This window comes from Microbacterium sp. CFBP9034, assembly GCF_034045255.1.
Taxonomy (GTDB): Bacteria; Actinomycetota; Actinomycetes; order Actinomycetales; family Microbacteriaceae; genus Microbacterium.
Genome location: NZ_JAXCWC010000001.1, coordinates 1,173,628 through 1,193,131 on the forward strand (window position 1 = coordinate 1,173,628; position 19,504 = coordinate 1,193,131).

A 19,504-nucleotide genomic window follows, 5' to 3' on the forward strand; every position below is an offset into this window, starting at 1 on the left:
CTAGCCGAGGCCGTCGGGAGGGTCAGTGCCGGCCGGCGACGACGTCCGCGACGTGGGCGGGCCAGGCGGTGCGGTCGGAGGAACCGGATGCCTCGGCCCGGTCGGCCATGCGATACGCGGTGTAGATCGCGTTCACCGCCAGCCAGCGCAGCGGCTCCGGCTCCCAGCGCTGCGCACGATGCCCGACCCACGGCAGGCGCACCAGATCGGTGTCGCGCGCCAGCACGAGATCGGCGAGCGTGCGCCCGGCGAGGTTGGTCGCGGTGACACCGGTCCCGACGTAGCCGCCGGCCCAGCCCAGACCCGTCGCCGGGTCGTGGCCGACGGTGGCGGCCCAGTCGCGGGGGACGCCCAGCACGCCCGACCAGGCGTGCGCGATCGGCACGTCCGCGGCATCCGGGAAGAAGTCGCGCAGGAGCGCTGTCAGCGTGGCGATCGTGCGCTGCTGGGTCGAGCCGTCCGTGTCGACCCGCGAGCCGTAGCGGTACGGCACACCCCGGCCTCCGAAGGCGATGCGGTCGTCGGCCGTGCGCTGGGCGTACATGTACACGTGGGCGAAGTCGCCGAGCGTCTCGCACTCCTGCCATCCGATGGCCGACCACGCGGATCGCGGCAGCGGCTCGGTGACGATCATCGACGAGTTCATCGGCAGCCAGGTGCGGTGCTCGCCGCGGAGGTCGGCGGTGAAGCCCTCGGTGGCGCGCAGCACGTGCGTCGCCCGCACGGTGCCGCGGTCGGTGACGGCACGGCCCGAGCTGATCTCGGTCACGTGGGTGCCCTCGTGGATCGTGACGCCCAGGCGCTCGACCGCCGCGGCCAGCCCTGCCACGAGCTTGGCGGGATGCACCCGGGCGCAGTGCGGATGCCACACACCGCCCAGCACGCCCTCCACCGAGATGCGTGCGGCGGCGGCCGCGGCATCCAGCTCCACCACATCGGTGTGCGGCCATGACCGCTCGCCGGCCGCCGACGCGCGGAGCCGCGCGAGCTGCGACGGGGTGCGCGCGATGTCGAGCTCGCCGCCCTTGATGATGTCGGCGTCGATGCCCTCGCGCGCGGCGACCGCGATGACCTCGTCGACGCTGTCGTTGAGCGCGCGCTGCTGCGCGACGGCGGCATCGCGGCCATGGGATGCCGCGTACCGTTCGCGTCCGCCGGTGACGGTGTTGGTCAGCCAGCCGCCGTTGCGGCCGGAGGCTCCGAAGCCCGCGAAGCGCTGCTCGAGCACGACGACCCGGAGGTCGGGCTGCGAGCGCTTGAGGTAGTACGCCGTCCACAGACCGGTGTAGCCGCCGCCGACGATGGCGACGTCCACGTCGATGGGCCCGGGGAGGGCGGGCCGCGGTGCGGGGGTCCCCCCGAGCTGCCGCCACCACCACGAGACGTCGCCGTTGGGCACGGAGGCATCGGTCATGCGCCCATCTTCGTCCACCTCGCCCTGGTCGGCCCCCGGCATTCTGTCGCGAGTCGCGCCGGGTTCCGGTTGATCCGGCCGGGCTGCGGGCGGCCCGCGGCGCACAGCCTCAGTCCGCGTCGAGCACTCGCAGCGCGGCCCACAGCTCGGCGCGGGTCGCGAACGAAGAGAGCTCGCGCCCCAGGATCCGCTCGGCCAGCGCCAGTCGCGTGCGCACGGTGTGGCGGTGCACGCCGAGAGCGCGAGCGGATGCCTCGTGCGAGCAGTCGTTGTCGAGCCAGGCCTGCAGCGTCTCGACCAGATGGGTGCCCTCGGCCGCATCGTGCGCGGTGAGGGGAGCCAGCTCCGCCCGGGCAAGGGAGAGGGCCTCATCCGACAGGGCCGAGAGCACCCCCGTGCGGGCCACGTCGGCGAACGCCGTGACCGGTCCCGCCCCGCGGTCGCGCGCCACCCGCGCCTGGCCGACCGCGGCCGCGAACCCGTCGTAGCCGGTGGGATCCGACATCCCGACGCGCACGCCGAACCGCTCGGCCAGCTCGTCGACCGGGGCCAGGTCGCCCGCCGGGGTCACGATCACCAGTCCGTCGTCGCCGCGGCCGAAGAAGAGCGAGCCGCGACGCTCCTCTGCGCGGAGTTCGAGCAGCTCCGCGATGGCGTCGATGCGGGAGGCCGCGGCATCCGTCACGGCGACCGTCACGGGAGCAGGCGGGAGCGGCCCCCACAGCTCGCGTGCGATGCGACGGGCCAGTGCCGGGTCGTCCGTGAGGAGGGTGTGGACGAGTCCGGCACGCAGCGCACCGCGCGCGCGGCTGAGGCCCTGCTGCTGCTCCAGTGCGAGGCCGGCCATCGCGATGACGGCGGTGACGACGCCCCGGCCCTCCTGGTCCAGGTCGCCGGCCGCGATGGCGATCACGCCGCGGAGGTGCCCGCCTCTCCCCATGGTCTGCAGGCGGAACGGCGTCTCGCCGATGCGCAGCGACGAGCCGGCGCGGGCCCCGCGGTTCAGCACGCCCGCGACGTCGCGCCGGAGCGCCGCGGCGGTCGCGGAGTCCAGGCCGTCCGGCGGATGCTCGCGGGACAGCTCGCCGGCGGCGTCGTACATCCCCACCCAGGTGTCGAGCTGTCGTGCGAGCTCGGCGACCGTCGCGCCGAGTCCGTCCGGACGCAGGGCTGCGAGCGCGATCGCCCGCTGGGCGGCCAGCGCCCAGCTGCGGCGGGCGTAGGTCTGCGCCGCGATCGCCTCGGCGTTGGCCCGGGCCACGGCGATGAAAGGCGTGCGGTAGGGCACCTCGAACAGCGGCATCCGCTCGGCCCGGCACGCCTCGGCGAGCGCGGGCGGAAGACCCGCGCGCACCACGTCGGTGCCGAACCCCAGTCCGACCACGCCGCGGGCGGCGAGGCGCCGGACGTAGGCGCGGTACGGCGCCGGATCGTCGGATGCCTCGGGGAACTGCGTTCCCGTCGTCAGCAGCACCAGCCCCTCCGAGAGGAACGGCGTCGGGTCTTCGAGATCCGAGCTGTGCACCCAGCGCACGGGCCGGTCGAGGGCTCCGGCGTCGAGGCCCTCGTCGTCGGCGAGCGCGAGATGAAGATCCCCGCGGGTGAGCAGAGCTCGCAGCGTCGGGTCGTCGACCGTGGCGTTCATGATCCTCCGTGATGTACCGCTCGTACAGCGGCCTATCCAGAATGTACAAGGAGGAGGGTGCGAGCGTCGGAAACCAGCGCCTACGCTCGCGACCATGAGCGCAGTCGACACTCTTGCCACCACGCCCCTCGGCGGTCCGTCCCTTCCGCAGGAGCGACGTCTGGTCACCAGCATCCCCGGCCCGCGGTCGCAGGAGCTGCTCGCCCGCAAGGCCGCGGCCGTCGCCGCGGGCGTCGGTCACACCGCTCCGGTCGAAGCCGTCGCGGCGGGCGGCGGCGTCATCGTCGACGCCGACGGCAACTCGCTGATCGACCTCGGCTCCGGCATCGCGGTGACCGGGATCGGCAACTCGCACCCCAAGGTCGTCGCCGCCGTGCAGGCGCAGGTCGCCCAGTTCACGCACACCTGCTTCATGATCGCGCCGTACGAGTCGTACGTCTCCGTCGCCGAGGCCCTCAATCGGATCACCCCCGGCGACCACGTGAAGAAGAGCGCGCTCTTCAACTCCGGCGCCGAGGCGGTCGAGAACGCGGTGAAGATCGCCCGCAAGTTCACCGGCCGCCAGTCCGTGGTCGCGTTCGACCACGGCTACCACGGCCGCACCAACCTCACGATGGCGCTGACGGCGAAGTCCATGCCCTACAAGAGCGGCTTCGGCCCGTTCGCCTCCGAGATCTACCGCGCTCCGCTGTCGTACCCGTACCGGGACGGACTGAGCGGAGCGGATGCCGCGAAGAAGGCGATCTCGGTGATCGAGAAGCAGGTCGGCGCCGACAACCTGGCCGCCGTCATCATCGAGCCGATCCAGGGGGAGGGCGGCTTCATCGTGCCCGCCGACGGCTTCCTGCCGGCCATCGTGGACTGGTGCCGGGCGAACGGCGTCGTGTTCATCGCCGACGAGATCCAGACCGGGTTCGCCCGCACGGGGGAGATGTTCGCGAGCGACCTGTTCGGCATCGTGCCGGACCTCATCACGACGGCCAAGGGCATCGCGGGGGGCCTGCCCTTGGCCGCCGTGACCGGACGCGCCGAGATCATGGACGCCGCGCACGCCGGGGGCCTGGGCGGCACGTACGGCGGGAACCCCATCGCCTGTGCCGCCGCGCTGGCAGCGATCGACGTCTTCGAGAACGACGGGATGATCGAGCGCGCCCGCGAGATCGGCGCAGTGCTCACCGAGCGCCTCACCGCCCTCCAGGCCGCCGATCCCCGGATGGGCGACGTCCGCGGGCACGGCGCCATGATCGCCGCCGAGTTCGTCGACCCCGAGACGGGGGATCCGGATGCCGCGCTCACCGCCGCGGTCGCGAAGGCGTGCATCGCGCAGGGCGTCATCGTCCTCACCTGCGGCACCTACGGGAACGTGATCCGCTTCCTGCCGCCGCTGTCGATCACCGACGGACTGCTCCACGAGGGCATCGACGTCGTCACCGCAGCGCTCGCCGACCACTGAGCACCGAGTACCGGGACCGGCCAGGGGGGAGCCGGTCCCGGCACTCGCGTCCCTTTCCCCCGCATCGAAGCAAAGGAGCCCACATGGCTGAGGCCAACCGCGCCGAACTCACGCGAGACGTCGTCATCGTCGGAGCCGGCGCCGCCGGCCTGACCGCCGCGAACGAGCTGAAGAAGGCCGGTCTCTCCGTCGTGGTGCTCGAGGCGCGCGACCGGGTGGGCGGGCGGCTGTGGACCGACGTCATCGACGGAGCGATGCTCGAGATCGGCGGGCAGTGGGTGTCGCCCGACCAGGAGGCGCTCAAGGAGACCATCGCCGACCTCGGACTCGAGACGTACCGCCGCTACCGCGAGGGCGACTCGGTCTATGTCAACGAGGCGGGGGAGCTGACGCGCTTCACCGGGGAGATCTTCCCGGTGCCGCCGGCGACCGAGCAGGCGATGGTCGCGCTGATCGAGAAGCTCGACGCGATGGTCGCCGAGGTCGACCCCGACAAGCCGTGGGAGCACCCCGACGCCGAGGCTCTCGACCGCGTCTCCTTCGAGGCCTGGCTCGAGGAGCAGACCGACGACCAGGAGGCGCGCGACAACATCGCGCTCTTCATCGCCGGGGCGATGCTCACCAAGCCCGCCTACGCGTTCTCGGCCCTCCAGGCTCTGCTCATGGCGGCGAGTGCCGGCAGCTTCTCGAATCTCGTCGACGCGGACTACATCCTCGACGAGCGCGTCGTCGGGGGCCTGCAGCAGGTTCCGCTGCTGCTCGCCGAGCGACTCGGCGACGACGTGATGCTCGGCGAGCCGGTCACGGAGGTGCACTGGTCCGACGACGGCGTCCGCGTCGTGAGCGACGAGGGTCTCGCCGTGAACGCGCGCTTCGTCATCCTGGCGCACGCCCCGATCCTCTATCCGTGGATCGAGTTCGCGCCCGCCCTGCCGCGGCTCAAGCAGCAGATGCACCAGCACATCTCGATGGGCTTCGTCATCAAAGTGCACGCCGTGTACGACCGCCCGTTCTGGCGCGAGGACGGCCTGTCCGGAACCGCGTTCAGCCCGTACGAGATCGCGCACGAGGCCTACGACAACACCAACCACGGCGACGAGCGCGGCACCCTCGTCGGCTTCGTGTCGGACCGCAACGCCGACGACCTGTTCCGCGTGCCGGCCGAGGAGCGAAAGGCGCGCATCCTCGAGTCCCTCTCCCACTACTACGGCCCGCAGGCTCTGGAGCCGCTCGTGTACTTCGAGAGCGACTGGGGCGCCGAGGAGTGGACGCGCGGTGCCTACGCCGCCAGCTTCGACCTGGGAGGGCTCACCCGCTACGGCGCAGACCTTCGCACCCCGGTCGGGCCCATCCACTTCGCCTGCAGCGACATGGCCGGCGCCGGGTATCAGCACGTCGACGGCGCCATCCGCATGGGTCGGCTCGTCGCCGGCAACATCGTCGAGGAGGCCCGCCGATGAGCGGTCGCATCGTCGTCGGCTACACCGCCAACGACGCCGGGGCGGATGCCCTCGCGCTCGGAGCGCGGCTGGCCGCGGCATCCGAGTCCTCCCTCGACCTCGTCGTGGTCCTGCCCGGTGAGGACCGGAGCGTCATCACCCCGCCCGACGCGGGCTACGACCGCTACGTGCACGACAAGGCGCAGGCCTGGCTCGACACCGCGGCGGCGACGGTTCCGGATGCCGTCGCCTCGGAGACGCACGTCCGGTACGGCGACTCCTTCGCATCGGGCCTGCTCGAGGCGGCCCATGAGCTCGCGGCGTCGTACATCGTCGTCGGTGCGGCCAACGGCGGACTCCGGGGCCGGCATCGCCTCGGCACGGTGGCGAACGAGCTGCTCCACTCGGCGGACGTTCCGGTGGTGCTCGCACCCGAGGGCGCGCGTCGGATCGATCCGCTGACCGGGATCACCCGCGTCACGGCCGCGGTCGGGCTCCGACCCGGCGCGGACGTGCTGCTGGAGGAGAGCGTCGCGCTCGCGACCTCGACGGGCGCGGAGCTGCGCCTGGTCTCCCTCGTGGCGATCGACCTGCCGGCCGGCATCGCCGGGAACGAGTCCGCCGCGATGCACGCCGATGAGGTGTTCGTCCACGTTCGCGCGGGACTTCCGAAGGACATTGAGGCCGAGGCGGTCGTCGGGCTCGGCGACAGCATCGAGGAGGCGGTCTCGCACCTCAGCTGGGAGCCCGGGGAGATCGCGGTCGTCGGCTCGAGCCGGCTCGCCCGCCCCCGCCGGCTCTTCCTCGGCTCGACCGCGGCGAAGATGCTGCATGAGCTGCCCGTGCCGATGATCGTCGTTCCGCGGACCCGCAAGAAGAAGGGGGCGCGTGCGCGCGCCGCCGAGACCACGAACGGAGCTCACCGATGAGCGCACCCGAAGGCACCGCGCCGCCGGTCGTCCAGACCGCTGTCGACGAACGCGGCGGACTCTCCAAGAAGGGCCTGAGCGCCGGCACCGTCGGTCTCATCGGCGCCGTGGTCATCGGCATCTCCTGCATCGCCCCGGCGTACACGCTCACGGCCGCCCTCGGACCCACGGTCTCCGAGGTGGGCTTCCAGGTGCCGGCGATCATCCTCGTCGGGTTCATCCCGATGCTGCTGGTCGCGTTCGGCTACCGCGAGCTCAACCGCGCGATGCCCGACTCCGGGACGTCGTTCACGTGGGCGACGCGGGCGTTCGGGCCGTGGATCGGCTGGATGGCGGGCTGGGGGCTCATCGCGGCGACCATCCTCGTGCTCTCCAATCTCGCCGGCATCGCGGTCGAGTTCCTCTTCCTCCTGATCGCGCAGATCACCGGCGTCGCCGAGATCGCCGACCTCGCGTTCAACCCGTTCATCAACGTCGCCGTGTGCCTGCTGTTCATGCTCGGCGCGACCTTCGTGTCGTACCGCGACATGCAGACGACCCAGAAGCTGCAGTACGTCCTCGTCAGCTTCCAGGTGCTCGTCCTGGTGGGCTTCTCCATCGCCGCGTTCGTGCAGGTCGCACAGGGCAACGCCTTCGACGCCAGCCCCGTCGAGCTGTCGTGGTTCAATCCCTTCGCGGTCGGCGACTTCGCCGCCGTGGTCGCAGGCCTGTCGCTCTCGATCTTCATCTTCTGGGGCTGGGACGTGACCCTCACGATGAACGAGGAGACCAAGAACCCGGAGAAGACGCCCGGCCGTGCGGCGACGCTGACGGTCGTGATCATCGTCCTGCTGTACCTGCTGATCTCGGTCTCGCTGCTCGCGTACGCCGGCACCGGCGACGGCGAGCTCGGACTCGGCAACGAGGACATCCAGTCCAACGTGTTCTTCTACCTGTCGGGGCCCATCCTCGGACCAGTGGCATGGCTCGTCTCGCTCGCCGTGCTCACCAGCTCTGCGGCGTCGCTGCAGTCGACGTTCGTCTCGCCGGCGCGCACGCTCCTCGCAATGGGCCACTACGGGGCGCTGCCCTCGAAGTTCGCCGCGGTGAGCCCGCGCTTCTTCACCCCCGGCTACGCCACCATCGTGTCGGCGATCGTCGCTTCGGCGTTCTACGCGGTGATGCGGTTCATCAGCGAGGACGTGCTGTGGGACACCATCACCACGCTCGGCATGATGATCTGCTTCTACTACGGCCTGACCGCGTTCGCGTGCGTCTGGTACTTCCGCAGGCAGTGGTTCGACTCCGCACGCAACGTCTTCTTCACCTTCCTGTTCCCGCTGGTCGGCGGCGTGATCCTGGCGGTGCTGTTCGTGACGACGCTGATCGACAGCATGGATCCGGACTACGGCAGCGGATCGAACATCGGCGGCCTCGGCCTCGTCTTCATCCTCGGCGTGACCGTCATCCTCCTCGGAGTCGTCATCATGGTCTGGCAGGCGATCCGACGACCCGCGTTCTTCCGGGGCGAGACCCTGTCGCTCGACGCCCCCACCAGCCTGCGCCGCCGCCGTCGCTGACGGCACAATGAACCCATCCACCCGATCGGAGAGAACACACATGAGTGAGTACGCCGTCGTCAACCCGGCCACGGGCGAGACCCTGGCCACCTACCCGACGATCACCGATGACGCCCTCGAGGGGGTCATCGCCGGAGCGGATGCCGCCTTCCGGACGTGGCGCAATGCCCCGGTCGCCGACCGTGCTGCGGCCGTCCGCAAGGTCGCCGACCTGCACCGCGAGCGCCGCGACGAGCTCGCGGCCATCATCGTCCGCGAGATGGGCAAGCCGCTGGAGGCCGCCCTCGGCGAGGTCGACTTCGCGGCCGACATCACCGAGTACTACGCCGACCATGCCGACAAGATCACCGGCGACCAGCCGATCGACATCGACGGCGAGGGCACCGCGGTCATCCGCCGCACCGCGCTCGGCGTGCTTCTCGGCATCATGCCCTGGAACTTCCCGTACTACCAGGTCGCCCGGTTCGCCGCCCCGAACATCGTGATCGGCAACACCATCATCCTCAAGCACGCCGGGCAGTGCCCGGAGTCCGCCGCGGCGATCGAGGCGATGTACCGGGATGCCGGTCTCGAAGGCGTCTACACGAACGTGTACGCCTCGAACGAGCAGGCCGCGGCGATCATCGCGGACCGTCGCGTGCAGGGCGTGTCGGTCACCGGCTCGGAGCGTGCGGGTGCGGCTGTGGCGGAGGTCGCCGGCCGCAACCTCAAGAAGGTCGCGCTCGAGCTCGGCGGGTCCGACCCGTTCATCCTGCTGTCCACCGACGACCTCGACGGCGCCGTGCAGGCCGCGGTCGACGCGCGCCTGGACAACACCGGGCAATCCTGCAACGCGGCCAAGCGCTTCATCGTCGTCGACGGGCTGTACGACGACTTCCTCGAGAAGTTCACCGCGAAGATGAGCGAGGCCAAGGTCGGCGACCCCTTCGCAGAGGACACCGTGCTCGGTCCGCTCTCGTCGCTCACGGCGGCCGAACGGCTGGCCGAGCAGGTCGACAAGGCGGTGTCGCAGGGCGCCACGCTGGTCACCGGCGGCACGCGGGACGGCGCCTACTACCCGGGCACCGTCCTCACCGATGTCACGCCCGAGATGGACGCCTACGGCGAGGAGTTCTTCGGCCCGGTCGGGGTCGTCTACAAGGTCGCCGACGAGGACGAGGCGGTCAAGGTCGCCAACGACACGAGCTTCGGCCTCGGGTCGTACGTCTTCACGACCGACGAGGAGCAGGCCGCGCGGCTCGCCGACAAGATCGACGCCGGCATGGTCTACGTCAACGTCGTTCTCGCCGACGAGCCCGGCCTGCCGTTCGGCGGGGTCAAGCGCTCGGGCACCTCGCGGGAGATGGGCCTGCTCGCCGCCGACGAGTTCGTCAACAAGAAGCTCATCCGCATCGGCGCGTAGCGCTCGCGCAGTGCCCGCGCCGCTCACGGAGCGCCCCGGGCACTGCCGCATGCTCGCACCCGAGTGCCGGGGGCTTTCGCAGTCCCGGCAGGAGGGGAAGGATGAGGGCATGGCAGAAACGACGGATCCGGTCATCTTCCTGACCGATGAGCAGTGCTGGGAACGGCTCCGCAGCCAGGAGCTCGGGCGCCTCGTCACCCGCGTCGGAGACGTGCTCGACATCTTTCCGGTGAACTACGTCGTCGACGGGCAGAGCCTGCTGTTCCGGACCGCTCAGGGCAGCAAGCTCTTCGAGCTCACGGTGCACGACGAAGTGCTCTTCGAGGTGGACGACCACACCGACGCCGACGCGTGGAGTGTGATCGTGCGCGGCGCTGCGCACGCGCTCGAGACGTCGGAGGAGGTCGAGCGGGCCGACGGCCTCGGACTGCGCCCGTGGATCCCCACGCTCAAGTACACGTACGTCCGAGTGGAGGCCGCGTCGGTCTCCGGCCGGGCGTTTCACCGATCACCCGAACCGGACCGCTATGGCATCCAGGACTACTGATCGGATTCGCGGGGCCTCTGGGCATGCCGTACACTGGAGCATGCAGTTGAAGTCTGCATTCTTTCGCCGTGCCCGGCGCTCGGGCACGCTCCTCTCACTCAGATGAAGGTGGAAGAGTGCGGGCTTCCGAGGCCTCCGGGCCTCTAGGGCGGTAGCTCAATTGGCAGAGCAGCGGTCTCCAAAACCGCAGGTTGCAGGTTCGATTCCTGTCCGCCCTGCGCGTCAGCGCAACGTTGGCACGCCAATGGCCAGCGGTTGACAAACACAGTGCACCGGCGAATGCCGACGCACGGAAGGTAATCAGGTGGCATCGATGGTTCAGGACGAGCCGACGGGCGACGTCGTCCCCGCGGGCGGCGCACCAGCACCCCGCGAGAAGAAGCCGAACGTCTTCGCGCGGATCGCCCTGTTCATCCGCCAGGTCTTCGCAGAACTCCGCAAGGTCGTCACCCCGACGCGCCAGGAGCTGCTGAAGTACACGGGCGTCGTGCTCGGCTTCGTCGTCATCATGATGGCGATCGTCTACGGCCTCGACGTGCTGTTCGTGTGGCTCACGGCCTACGTGTTCGGTGTGCCGGCGGCAGCCTGATCCACCTCACCGCCCTGACGAGCGAAACGAACGGTTCGCGGATGGGTCCTCATCCCATCGCGGACGGAACGGAAGAGAACGCAGTGTCTGAAAGATTTTTCGACGACGCCGACTGGGCGACGGCGGCAGAGCAGTCCTCGGAGGACGATGAGGCCCAGGAGGGCAACATCCTCGCCGAGGAAGACGCCGCCAACACGCCGGCAGAGCACGTCGCCATCCACATCGTGGACGAGGGCGACGAGGACGACGCCGACGACCTGGACGACATCGACATCGACGACCCGGAGGCCGACGCGATCGTGAACGACGCCCTGAACCTGGACGAGACGGCCGAGACCGAGGCTGCCGCAGAGGTCCTCAACGACTCCATCGCAGAGGAGGCGGCGGATCTCGCCGCCGAAGCGGCCGACGAGGTCACCCCCTACGACGGCCCCGACGTGAACGGCGACGAGGACGAGTCCGGCGCCGACGGCGACGAGGACGAGGACGACTCCGACGCGGTCGTGTCCGACGATGCCGCGCCCGCCGCTGTCGAAGGCGACGAGGACGAGGACGACGAGGACGAGGACGAGGACCCGTACGAGGCCTTCCGCGCCGAGCTGCGCAGCCTCCCCGGCAAGTGGTACGTCATCCACTCCTACGCCGGCTTCGAGCGCAAGGTGAAGGCCAACATCGAGCAGCGCAAGTCCACGCTCGAGGTCGAGGACGACATCTTCCAGATCGAGGTCCCGATGGAGGACGTCGTCGAGATCAAGAACGGTCAGCGCAAGATGGTCACGCGCGTCCGGATCCCCGGCTACGTGCTCGTCCGCATGGAGCTCACCGAGGACACCTGGTCGGTCGTCCGCCACACGCCCGGCGTCACGGGCTTCGTGGGCAACGCCCACAACCCGACGCCTCTCCGCTTCGAGGAGGCCTTCAACATGCTGAAGAGCCTCGTCGAGGTCAAGGACGTCGCTCCCGCGAAGGGCGCGGCCAAGGGCTCGGCCACGCAGGCGCGCAGCATCGTCACCGAGGTCGACTTCGAGGTCGGCGAGACGATCACGATCAAGGAGGGCTCGTTCGCCGGCCTTCCCGGTTCGATCAGCGAGATCAAGCCCGAGAGCGGCAAGCTCACGGTCCTCGTCTCCCTCTTCGAGCGCGAGACCCCGGTCGAGCTGTCGTTCGACCAGGTCACCAAGCAGTAGCACAGGCTTCCCGCGGTCCCGGCGCTCGTCGCCGGGAACCCGGGAGAACCGCGATCCGGAAACGCCGGATGCGCGGGAGAACGGATGCCGAGGCATCCGCTCGACGAAAGGAAAACAGAATGGCACCCAAGAAAAAGGTGACCGGCCTGATCAAGCTCCAGATCAAGGCAGGCGCCGCCAACCCGGCACCGCCCATCGGTCCGGCGCTCGGTCAGCACGGCGTCAACATCATGGAGTTCTGCAAGGCGTACAACGCTGCCACCGAGGCGCAGCGCGGCAACGTCATCCCCGTGGAGATCACCGTCTACGAGGACCGCAGCTTCACGTTCATCCTCAAGACCCCCCCGGCTGCGGAGCTCATCAAGAAGGCCGCAGGCGTTGCCAAGGGCTCGTCGACTCCCCACACGACCAAGGTGGCCAAGCTCACCAAGGCCCAGGTGCGCGAGATCGCCGAGACCAAGCAGCCTGACCTGAACGCGAACGACATCGAGGCCGCCTCGAAGATCATCGCCGGCACCGCCCGTTCCATGGGCATCACGGTCGAGGACTGAGGGGAATAAGAACAATGGCAACCAAGTCAAAGGCCTTCCAGGCCGCAGCCGCCAAGATCGAGGCGGACAAGTTCTACACGCCGACCGAGGCCGTCGCGCTCGCGAAGCAGACCGGCTCCGCGAAGTTCGACTCGACCGTCGAGGTCGCGCTCAAGCTCGCTGTCGACCCGCGCAAGGCGGACCAGATGGTGCGCGGCACCGTCATCCTCCCGCACGGCACCGGCAAGACCGCCCGCGTCATCGTGTTCGCGACGGGTCCGGCCGCTGAGGCCGCGATCGCCGCGGGTGCGGACGAGGTCGGCGGCGCCGAGCTCATCCAGCGCGTCGCCGACGGCTGGACCAACTTCGACGCAGCCGTGTCGACCCCTGAGCTCATGGGCCAGGTCGGTCGCCTCGGAAAGGTGCTGGGCCCCCGCGGCCTGATGCCGAACCCGAAGACCGGCACCGTGACCCCCAACCCGGCCAAGGCCGTCGAGGAGATCAAGGGCGGCAAGATCGAGTTCCGCGTCGACAAGCACGCCAACGTGCACTTCGTCGTCGGCAAGGCGTCGTTCTCGGCCGAGCAGCTCGACGAGAACCTCGCCGCTGCGCTCGAGGAGATCATCCGCCTCAAGCCGTCGAGCTCGAAGGGCCGTTACATCCAGAAGGGCGCTGTGTCGACCACGTTCGGCCCCGGCATCCCCCTGGACGTCAACTCCTTCTGAGTCTGACTCTCGTGCGAAGGGCCTCACCTCCGGGTGGGGCCCTTCGTCGCGCGTGGGACGAGTGCTGACCCACCCTCGACAGGGGTAGCGTCGGACGAGTGACATCGCGACTGCAGGAGCTCCTCGGCATCGATGAGCCGATCGTCCTCGGGCCCTTCGGCGGGCTGTCGTCCGTGGGCCTCACCGCCGCGGTCAGCGAGCGGGGCGGACTCGGCTCGTACGGCCTCTACGGATACGGCGCCGATCGCATCGCCGACACGATCGCACAGCTGCGGGCCGCGACGGCTCGGCCCTTCGCGGTCAACCTGTGGCTGCCGACCGGCGACGAGGTGTCGCCGACCGACGTCGATCTCGGTCCGTCGCTCACTGCCCTCGCGCCGCTCTTCGAGGCGGCCGGCGTCACGACTCCTCTCGTGCCGGCCCGGTTCCTTCCCGACATCGCCGAACAGCTGGAGGCGGTGCTGGATGCCGCTCCCGCGGTCGTGAGCGTCGTCTACGGCACGCCCGACGAGGCGCTCACCGCGGCGGCGCGAGGCCGCGGCATCCGCATCATCGGCACCGCGACGAGCGTCGCCGAGGCCGTGGCGCTGGAGGCGGCCGGAGTGGACGCGATCGTCGCGAGCGGAGCCGAGGCCGCGGGTCATCGCGTCTCTTTCCTGCGGGATCCCTCCCACTCGCTCGTGGGCACGTTCGCGCTGGTGCCCCAGGTGGTCGACGCGGTGCGCATCCCGGTCATCGCCGCCGGCGGCATCGCGGATCGCCGCGGGGTGGCGGCCGCCTTCGCGCTCGGAGCGGAGGGGGTGCAGGTCGGCACGGCGTTCCTCCGCACCCGTCAGTCCGCCGCGACCGACGCGCACCGCCGGACCATCACGGCCGCTGCCGACACCGACACCGTGCTGACACGGGCGATGAGCGGACAGCTGGCACGCGGCATCCCGAATCGTGCCATGCGCGACATCGAGACGTCGGGCGTCATCGCGCCTTTCCCGGCTCAGAATTGGGCGACGGGGGTCTTCCGGGCCGCCGCCGCGGCGCGCGGCGACGGCGACCTGGTGTCGCTGTGGGCTGGGCAGGCTTCGGCGCTCGCGACGCGGGAGGACGCCGGCGACGTGTTCGAGGAGCTTCGCGCCGGGCTGCCGGTCTGAGCCTCGGCCGGTGCCCGCCGATCCGGGCGGCGTCGGTCGACCTGGGAAGCGGCAATGCGGCGTAACGCGATGACCCCGGGCGCCGTATCCCGTGCTGTACTGGAAAGTCCCCCGCGGGCCACGAGCCCGCTCGAACAGCACCAGGAATCTCTATGTCACGCCGTCGCCTCACCGCATTCGCCCTCGTCGCCACCGCCGCTCTCGCCCTCACCGCGTGCAGCTCCGCTTCGCCGGAGCCGTCCGGCTCTGCCGGGGGCGAGGACTACGGACTGGTCACGGACGGCACCCTGACCGTCGCGACCGAGGGCACCTACCGGCCCTTCACCTTCCACGACGAAACCGGCGAGCTCGTCGGCTTCGACGTCGAGATCGCCGAGGCGGTCGCCGACAAGCTCGACCTCGAGATCGTCTTCCAGGAGACGCAGTGGGATGCCATCTTCGCCGGCCTCGATGCCGGTCGCTTCGACGTCATCGCGAACCAGGTGTCGATCAACCCGGAGCGCGAGGAGAAGTACCTCTTCAGCGAGCCCTACACCGTGTCGCCCGGCGTCATCGTCGTGCTGGAGGACGACGACTCCATCTCGAGCTTCGACGACCTCGAGGGCAAGACCACCGCACAGTCGCTGACGAGCAACTGGTACGAGCTCGCCACCGCGAGCGGCGCCCAGGTCGAGGCCGTCGAGGGCTGGGCCCAGGCCGTCGCCCTCCTGCAGCAGGGCCGGGTGGATGCCACGATCAACGACAACCTGACGTTCCTCGACTACGAGACGAGTGAAGGCCCCACCGGGCTCAAGATCGCCGCGGAGACGGATGACCCCGCGTACAACGCGTTCGCGCTGACCCAGGACAAGACCGCGCTCGTCGCGGCGATCGACGAGGCGCTCGCGGAACTGCGCGAAGAGGGCGTGCTCGCGGAGATCAGCGAGAAGTACTTCGGCGCCGACGTCACCGAGTAGACCTTCCGCCCCGCCCGCCCTACCGTGGGGCGGGCGGCGGCATGTTCGGCCGCATCGGGGAAGGACCGCGGATGGATGGGACACTGGTCGCGAGCACGCTCGGCACGGTGCCGCGCATGGACGCGGGATCTGCGGACCAGCAGCTGTGGCAGCTGCTGGTCGACTCGTTCTGGCCGATGCTCCTCGCGGGGCTGACGGCGACGATCCCGCTCGCCCTCGCCTCGTTCGCGCTCGGCCTGGTGATCGCGCTCGTGGTGGCACTGATGCGTCTCTCGCCGAATCCGGTGCTCTCCAACATCGCCAGGTTCTACGTGTCCGTGATCCGCGGCACGCCGCTGCTGGTGCAGCTCTTCGTGATCTTCTACGGTCTTCCGAGCATCGGTGTCGTGATCGACCCGTGGCCGGCGGCCATCATCGCCTTCTCGCTGAACGTCGGGGGCTACGCCGCCGAGGTGATCCGCGCGGCGATCCTCTCGGTTCCCAAGGGTCAGTGGGAGGCCGGGCACACCGTGGGCTTCTCCCCGACGCAGACGCTGACACGGATCGTGCTTCCACAGGCCGCGCGGGTGTCGGTGCCGCCGCTGTCCAACACCTTCATCTCGCTCGTGAAGGACACGTCGCTGGCGTCGGTGATCCTCGTGACAGAGCTGACCCGCACCGCCAATCAGATCGCGGCCTTCACGTTCGAGTTCCTCGCCATCTACCTCGAGGCCGCGCTCATCTACTGGCTCTTCTGCCTCGTCCTCTCGGCCGGGCAGAGCGCGATCGAACGGAGGCTCGACCGCTATGTCGCCCACTGACATCCCCGGCGATGACGCCCTGGCTCCGCCCGCTCCCGGCGACGATCGTCCGCTGCTCCGGGTCAGCGGCCTGACCAAGAGCTTCGGCGCGAACACCGTGCTCCATGGCGTCGACTTCGAGGTGCGACGCGGCGAGGTGGTGGCGCTGATCGGGCCGAGCGGGTCCGGCAAGACCACCGTGCTGCGTTCGCTCAACGGCCTGGAGACTCCGGAGGCGGGCCTGCTCGCGTTCGAAGGCGGGCCGGAGATCGATTTCGCGAAGCCGGTCTCGAAGGCCGGCCGCATCGCGCTCCGCGACCGCTCGGCCATGGTGTTCCAGCACCACAACCTGTTCCCGCACCGGACGGTGCTCCAGAACGTCATCGAAGGTCCGGTCCACGCCCACAAGGTGCCGAAGGCCGAGGCGATCGCCCGGGCGGAGGCGCTGCTCGACCGCGTCGGGCTGAGCGAGAAGCGCGACGCCCTGCCGTTCGAGCTGTCGGGGGGTCAGCAGCAGCGCGTCGGGATCGTGCGCGCCCTCGCGCTCCAGCCTTCGCTGCTGCTGTTCGACGAGCCGACGAGCGCACTGGACTCGGAGCTGGTCGGAGAGGTGCTGCTCGTGCTCAAAGAGCTGGCGGAGGAGGGCTGGACCATGGTCATCGTGACCCATGAGCTCGCCTTCGCCCGGCAGGTCGCCGATGAGGTGCTGTTCTTCGACGAGGGCGTCATCCTCGAGCGGGGCGCCCCCCAGGAGCTCTTCACCGACCCGCAGCACGAGCGCACCCGCCGGTTCATCGACCGGATCCTCCGGCCGTTCGACGGCTGATCCGACGCCCACGGCTCTGCGCGCCGCTCACTCGGTCGCCCGCACCTCGAACCCGGCCTCGCCGGCGGGCGCGGCATCCGTCACCGTCGCCTCGGCCACGCGCGACCCGGGCGGCCCCTCGGCCATCCACGCCAGCACCTCGTCGACCTGAGCCGGCGTGCCTTCGAGCTCCGCCTCGACCGAGCCCTCCCGCCGATTGCGGACCCATCCGCTCACGCCGGCCTCCCGCGCGACCATGCGCAGGGTGTAGCGGTAGCCGACGCCCTGCACCTCGCCGCGGACCATCACGTGGACGCGCTTCATGCCCTCCATCGTGCCCCTTTCGCCGTGCCCCGTGTCGGGTTCGCCGACCCACAGGCGCTGGGTCCGACGCGACGGCGGTGGCAGGATGCGTCTATGGGCACCGTCGACGATCTCCTGGCAGAGCTCGACCCGGCCGACCGGCCGTCGATCGAGCACCTCTACGCCCTCGCCCGCGAGGAGGTGCCCGAGGCGGAGCAGGGGAAGGGCTACGGGATGCCGGCGCTCGTGTATCGCGGCAAGCCGCTGATCTCGGTCATGCGGGCCAAGAAGCACATCGGGGTGTATCCGTTCAGCCCCGAGGCCGTGTCGGCGGTGGCGGAGGCCCTCGCCGATCACCCGGGGATCGGGCTCGACAAGGGCACCATCCGCTTCCAGCCCGACCATCCGCTGCCCGACGACGTGGTGCGGGCGCTGGTGGTCGCCCGCAAGGAGCAGATCGACCGGTGACCCGGCTCAGTGCGGCAGCACCAGGCTGATCCCGAGCCCGATCATCACGACGGCGATGACCGCATCGAGGATCCGCCACGCCCGGGGCGTGGAGAGCCAGCGGCCGAGGTATCGCGCGCCGAACGCCAGCCCGAAGAACCAGATCACGCTCGCAGCCATCGCCCCCGCGGCGAAGAGCCAGCGCTGGTCGCCGTGCGTGTTGGCGACCGTGCCGAGGAGGAACACGGTGTCGAGGTACACGTGCGGGTTCAGCCACGTGAGCGCCAGGCAGGTGAGCACGACGGGCAGCAGCCGGGTGCGGGTCGCCACCCCGCCGGGTGTCGAGCCGGGAGCGGGGGAGGAGGCATCCGACACCGCCAGCGCCTGCTCGGCCGGACGCCACGCCCGCCGCGCGGCCAGCAGCCCGTAGACGACGAGGAAGGCGGCACCCGCCCAGCGGACGACGTCGACGAGCCACGGCACGGCCTGCAGCACGAAGCCGACGCCCGAGACGCCGAGGGCGATCAGGATCGCGTCGGAGACCGCGCAGATCGCCGCGACGACGAAGACATGCTCGCGCCGCAGGCCCTGGCGCAGCACGAACAGGTTCTGAGCGCCGATGGCGATGATGAGGGAGAATCCGAGACCGAGGCCGGCCAGCACAGTGGTGAGCACTCTTCGACGCTAGGCGCAGGGCATTGATCAGTCCAGCTCACGGTTCTTCAGATGCATTAGCCTGACTGTTGATGCGCATTCCGTTCGAGCTCGCCGAGACCGTCGCCGCCGTGGTGGACGAGGGCACGCTGGATGCCGCGGCCCGGCGCCTGTACATCACGCCGTCGGCGGTGAGCCAGCGGATCAAGGCCCTGGAGGAGCTGCTCGGGCGCGTGGTGCTGGTGCGCTCCAAGCCGGCCCGCGCGACCGAGGCCGGAGTCGCCGTGGTCCGGCTCGCGCGCCAGGCGGCACTGCTCGAGCACGACACGCTCGCCGAGCTCGGCACCGACCCCGACGGCGGCGCCCGCACCACTGTGCCGCTCGCGGTCAACGCGGACTCGCTGGCCACCTGGTTCCTCGAGCCGCTCGCGCGGCTGTCGGAGCGGCATCCGGTGGTCTTCGAACTGCATCGGGACGATCAGGACTTCACTGCGGGGCTGCTCGAGTCGGGTACCGTCATGGGCGCCGTCACCTCGCGTGCGACGCCGGTGGCCGGATGCCGCGTCAGCGGGCTCGGGGCGATGCGCTACGAGGCGGTGGCGACACCCGGCTTCGTCGAGCGGTGGCTGGCGGGAGGGCTGCGCGACGCCCTGGCCGGCGCGCCCGTCGTGGACTTCGACCGCCGCGACGACCTGCAGAACGAGTGGCTCGTCGGGCAGGGTGTGGACCCGTCGAGGCCTCCACGGCACTACGTCCCCGCCTCCAACGACTTCGCGACCTCGGTGCGGCTCGGCCTGGGGTGGGCGCTGCTGCCCCGCTTCCAGTCGCACGATGCGCTCGAGCGCGGCGAGCTGGTGCTGCTCGGCGGTGCGCCGATCGACGTGCCGCTGCACTGGCAGCAGTGGAACCTGCGCTCCCCGCTCCTCGATGCGATCGCCGACGAGATCGTCGCCGAGGGGCGGCGGGTGCTCGCCCCCTTCGCCGGCGCGTGAGGCT

Annotated in this window: 20 protein-coding genes and 1 tRNA gene; 17 read left to right on the forward strand and 4 right to left on the reverse strand. The window is 70.3% G+C overall.

Going from position 1 to position 19,504, the window contains the following annotated elements; all coding sequences use genetic code 11:
• Window positions 1–22: 22 nt before the first annotated feature.
• Both SOM19_RS05240 and SOM19_RS05245 read right to left on the reverse strand, forming a co-directional pair.
• Complete coding sequence (locus SOM19_RS05240; RefSeq protein WP_320485494.1) at window positions 23–1,414, reverse strand: NAD(P)/FAD-dependent oxidoreductase; 1,392 nt, start codon at window positions 1,412–1,414, stop codon at window positions 23–25.
• Window positions 1,415–1,523: 109 nt separating this feature from the next.
• Window positions 1,524–3,059 carry a PucR family transcriptional regulator gene (locus SOM19_RS05245; protein WP_320485495.1) on the reverse strand — a complete coding sequence of 512 codons (1,536 nt, stop codon included), beginning with the start codon at window positions 3,057–3,059 and terminating at the stop codon, window positions 1,524–1,526.
• Window positions 3,060–3,153: 94 nt separating this feature from the next.
• On the opposite strand from SOM19_RS05245, the gene gabT reads away from it, so the two are divergent.
• The 15 genes from gabT (at window position 3,154) to SOM19_RS05320 (ending at window position 17,125) form a co-directional block, all read left to right on the forward strand.
• On the forward strand, window positions 3,154–4,512 hold the full coding sequence (gene gabT / locus SOM19_RS05250; RefSeq protein WP_320485496.1) for a 4-aminobutyrate--2-oxoglutarate transaminase: 1,359 nt from the start codon (window positions 3,154–3,156) through the stop codon (window positions 4,510–4,512).
• An 83-nt stretch (window positions 4,513–4,595) separates the two neighbouring features.
• Entirely contained in the window at window positions 4,596–5,972 is a 1,377-nt protein-coding gene (locus SOM19_RS05255; protein WP_320485497.1) for a flavin monoamine oxidase family protein, read from the forward strand.
• The gene (locus SOM19_RS05260) at window positions 5,969–6,880 is read left to right on the forward strand and encodes a universal stress protein (RefSeq protein ID WP_320485498.1); all 912 of its coding nucleotides are present in this window, start codon (window positions 5,969–5,971) and stop codon (window positions 6,878–6,880) included. The genes SOM19_RS05255 and SOM19_RS05260 overlap by 4 nt, the downstream gene beginning before the upstream one ends.
• Complete coding sequence (locus SOM19_RS05265) at window positions 6,877–8,439, forward strand: APC family permease (protein ID WP_320485499.1); 1,563 nt, start codon at window positions 6,877–6,879, stop codon at window positions 8,437–8,439. Before SOM19_RS05260 ends, SOM19_RS05265 begins: the two co-directional genes overlap by 4 nt.
• Window positions 8,440–8,479: 40 nt before the next feature.
• Complete coding sequence (locus SOM19_RS05270; RefSeq protein ID WP_320485500.1) at window positions 8,480–9,841, forward strand: NAD-dependent succinate-semialdehyde dehydrogenase; 1,362 nt, start codon at window positions 8,480–8,482, stop codon at window positions 9,839–9,841.
• A 109-nt stretch (window positions 9,842–9,950) separates the two neighbouring features.
• On the forward strand, window positions 9,951–10,388 hold the full coding sequence (locus SOM19_RS05275; RefSeq protein WP_320485501.1) for a pyridoxamine 5'-phosphate oxidase family protein: 438 nt from the start codon (window positions 9,951–9,953) through the stop codon (window positions 10,386–10,388).
• Between the two features lie 145 nt (window positions 10,389–10,533).
• Window positions 10,534–10,606 (forward strand) — tRNA-Trp (locus tag SOM19_RS05280).
• A gap of 95 nt (window positions 10,607–10,701) precedes the next feature.
• Window positions 10,702–10,977: a preprotein translocase subunit SecE gene (gene secE, locus SOM19_RS05285; RefSeq protein WP_320485502.1), complete on the forward strand. Its 276-nt coding sequence runs from the start codon at window positions 10,702–10,704 to the stop codon at window positions 10,975–10,977.
• Between the two features lie 83 nt (window positions 10,978–11,060).
• Window positions 11,061–12,164 (forward strand): transcription termination/antitermination protein NusG, encoded by a 1,104-nt coding sequence (nusG, locus tag SOM19_RS05290; protein WP_320485503.1) that lies wholly within the window; start codon window positions 11,061–11,063, stop codon window positions 12,162–12,164.
• 119 nt (window positions 12,165–12,283) lie between these two features.
• Entirely contained in the window at window positions 12,284–12,715 is a 432-nt protein-coding gene (gene rplK, locus SOM19_RS05295) for a 50S ribosomal protein L11 (protein ID WP_320485504.1), read from the forward strand.
• A 14-nt stretch (window positions 12,716–12,729) separates the two neighbouring features.
• A complete protein-coding gene (rplA, locus tag SOM19_RS05300; RefSeq protein WP_320485505.1) occupies window positions 12,730–13,419 on the forward strand; it encodes a 50S ribosomal protein L1 in 690 nt (229 codons plus the stop codon).
• Between the two features lie 98 nt (window positions 13,420–13,517).
• Window positions 13,518–14,564: an NAD(P)H-dependent flavin oxidoreductase gene (locus SOM19_RS05305; RefSeq protein WP_320485506.1), complete on the forward strand. Its 1,047-nt coding sequence runs from the start codon at window positions 13,518–13,520 to the stop codon at window positions 14,562–14,564.
• A gap of 152 nt (window positions 14,565–14,716) precedes the next feature.
• Window positions 14,717–15,520 carry an amino acid ABC transporter substrate-binding protein gene (locus SOM19_RS05310; RefSeq protein WP_320485507.1) on the forward strand — a complete coding sequence of 268 codons (804 nt, stop codon included), beginning with the start codon at window positions 14,717–14,719 and terminating at the stop codon, window positions 15,518–15,520.
• Between the two features lie 176 nt (window positions 15,521–15,696).
• Complete coding sequence (locus SOM19_RS05315) at window positions 15,697–16,320, forward strand: amino acid ABC transporter permease (RefSeq protein ID WP_414683645.1); 624 nt, start codon at window positions 15,697–15,699, stop codon at window positions 16,318–16,320.
• Entirely contained in the window at window positions 16,307–17,125 is an 819-nt protein-coding gene (locus tag SOM19_RS05320) for an amino acid ABC transporter ATP-binding protein (protein ID WP_320485508.1), read from the forward strand. Before SOM19_RS05315 ends, SOM19_RS05320 begins: the two co-directional genes overlap by 14 nt.
• Before the next feature lie 27 nt (window positions 17,126–17,152).
• On the opposite strand, the gene SOM19_RS05325 is transcribed toward SOM19_RS05320, so the two are convergent.
• Window positions 17,153–17,428 (reverse strand): acylphosphatase, encoded by a 276-nt coding sequence (locus SOM19_RS05325; RefSeq protein ID WP_320485509.1) that lies wholly within the window; start codon window positions 17,426–17,428, stop codon window positions 17,153–17,155.
• Window positions 17,429–17,521: 93 nt separating this feature from the next.
• Between SOM19_RS05325 and SOM19_RS05330 the strand changes: the two genes are divergently transcribed.
• Window positions 17,522–17,875: an iron chaperone gene (locus SOM19_RS05330; RefSeq protein WP_320485510.1), complete on the forward strand. Its 354-nt coding sequence runs from the start codon at window positions 17,522–17,524 to the stop codon at window positions 17,873–17,875.
• Window positions 17,876–17,881: 6 nt separating this feature from the next.
• On the opposite strand, the gene lysE is transcribed toward SOM19_RS05330, so the two are convergent.
• The gene (gene lysE, locus SOM19_RS05335) at window positions 17,882–18,529 is read right to left on the reverse strand and encodes an L-lysine exporter (protein ID WP_320485511.1); all 648 of its coding nucleotides are present in this window, start codon (window positions 18,527–18,529) and stop codon (window positions 17,882–17,884) included.
• A 71-nt stretch (window positions 18,530–18,600) separates the two neighbouring features.
• Here lysE and SOM19_RS05340 point away from each other — a divergent pair, with 71 nt between their 5' ends.
• On the forward strand, window positions 18,601–19,500 hold the full coding sequence (locus SOM19_RS05340) for a LysR family transcriptional regulator ArgP (RefSeq protein ID WP_320485512.1): 900 nt from the start codon (window positions 18,601–18,603) through the stop codon (window positions 19,498–19,500).
• Window positions 19,501–19,504 lie beyond the last annotated feature (4 nt).

Bases quoted from the DNA above. Each gene is read 5' to 3' on its own strand.
- SOM19_RS05315 (WP_414683645.1), top strand. From the start codon at position 15,697: ATGCTCCTCGCGGGGCTGACGGCGACGATCCCGCTCGCCCTCGCCTCG.
- SOM19_RS05240 (WP_320485494.1), bottom strand. From the start codon at position 1,414: ATGACCGATGCCTCCGTGCCCAACGGCGACGTCTCGTGGTGGTGGCGG.
- SOM19_RS05275 (WP_320485501.1), top strand. From the start codon at position 9,951: ATGGCAGAAACGACGGATCCGGTCATCTTCCTGACCGATGAGCAGTGC.
- SOM19_RS05340 (WP_320485512.1), top strand. From the start codon at position 18,601: ATGCGCATTCCGTTCGAGCTCGCCGAGACCGTCGCCGCCGTGGTGGAC.
- rplK (WP_320485504.1), top strand. From the start codon at position 12,284: ATGGCACCCAAGAAAAAGGTGACCGGCCTGATCAAGCTCCAGATCAAG.
- SOM19_RS05265 (WP_320485499.1), top strand. From the start codon at position 6,877: ATGAGCGCACCCGAAGGCACCGCGCCGCCGGTCGTCCAGACCGCTGTC.
- secE (WP_320485502.1), top strand. From the start codon at position 10,702: ATGGTTCAGGACGAGCCGACGGGCGACGTCGTCCCCGCGGGCGGCGCA.
- gabT (WP_320485496.1), top strand. From the start codon at position 3,154: ATGAGCGCAGTCGACACTCTTGCCACCACGCCCCTCGGCGGTCCGTCC.
- SOM19_RS05255 (WP_320485497.1), top strand. From the start codon at position 4,596: ATGGCTGAGGCCAACCGCGCCGAACTCACGCGAGACGTCGTCATCGTC.
- SOM19_RS05270 (WP_320485500.1), top strand. From the start codon at position 8,480: ATGAGTGAGTACGCCGTCGTCAACCCGGCCACGGGCGAGACCCTGGCC.
- SOM19_RS05325 (WP_320485509.1), bottom strand. From the start codon at position 17,428: ATGAAGCGCGTCCACGTGATGGTCCGCGGCGAGGTGCAGGGCGTCGGC.
- SOM19_RS05330 (WP_320485510.1), top strand. From the start codon at position 17,522: ATGGGCACCGTCGACGATCTCCTGGCAGAGCTCGACCCGGCCGACCGG.
- SOM19_RS05260 (WP_320485498.1), top strand. From the start codon at position 5,969: ATGAGCGGTCGCATCGTCGTCGGCTACACCGCCAACGACGCCGGGGCG.
- SOM19_RS05310 (WP_320485507.1), top strand. From the start codon at position 14,717: ATGTCACGCCGTCGCCTCACCGCATTCGCCCTCGTCGCCACCGCCGCT.
- SOM19_RS05245 (WP_320485495.1), bottom strand. From the start codon at position 3,059: ATGAACGCCACGGTCGACGACCCGACGCTGCGAGCTCTGCTCACCCGC.
- SOM19_RS05320 (WP_320485508.1), top strand. From the start codon at position 16,307: ATGTCGCCCACTGACATCCCCGGCGATGACGCCCTGGCTCCGCCCGCT.
- rplA (WP_320485505.1), top strand. From the start codon at position 12,730: ATGGCAACCAAGTCAAAGGCCTTCCAGGCCGCAGCCGCCAAGATCGAG.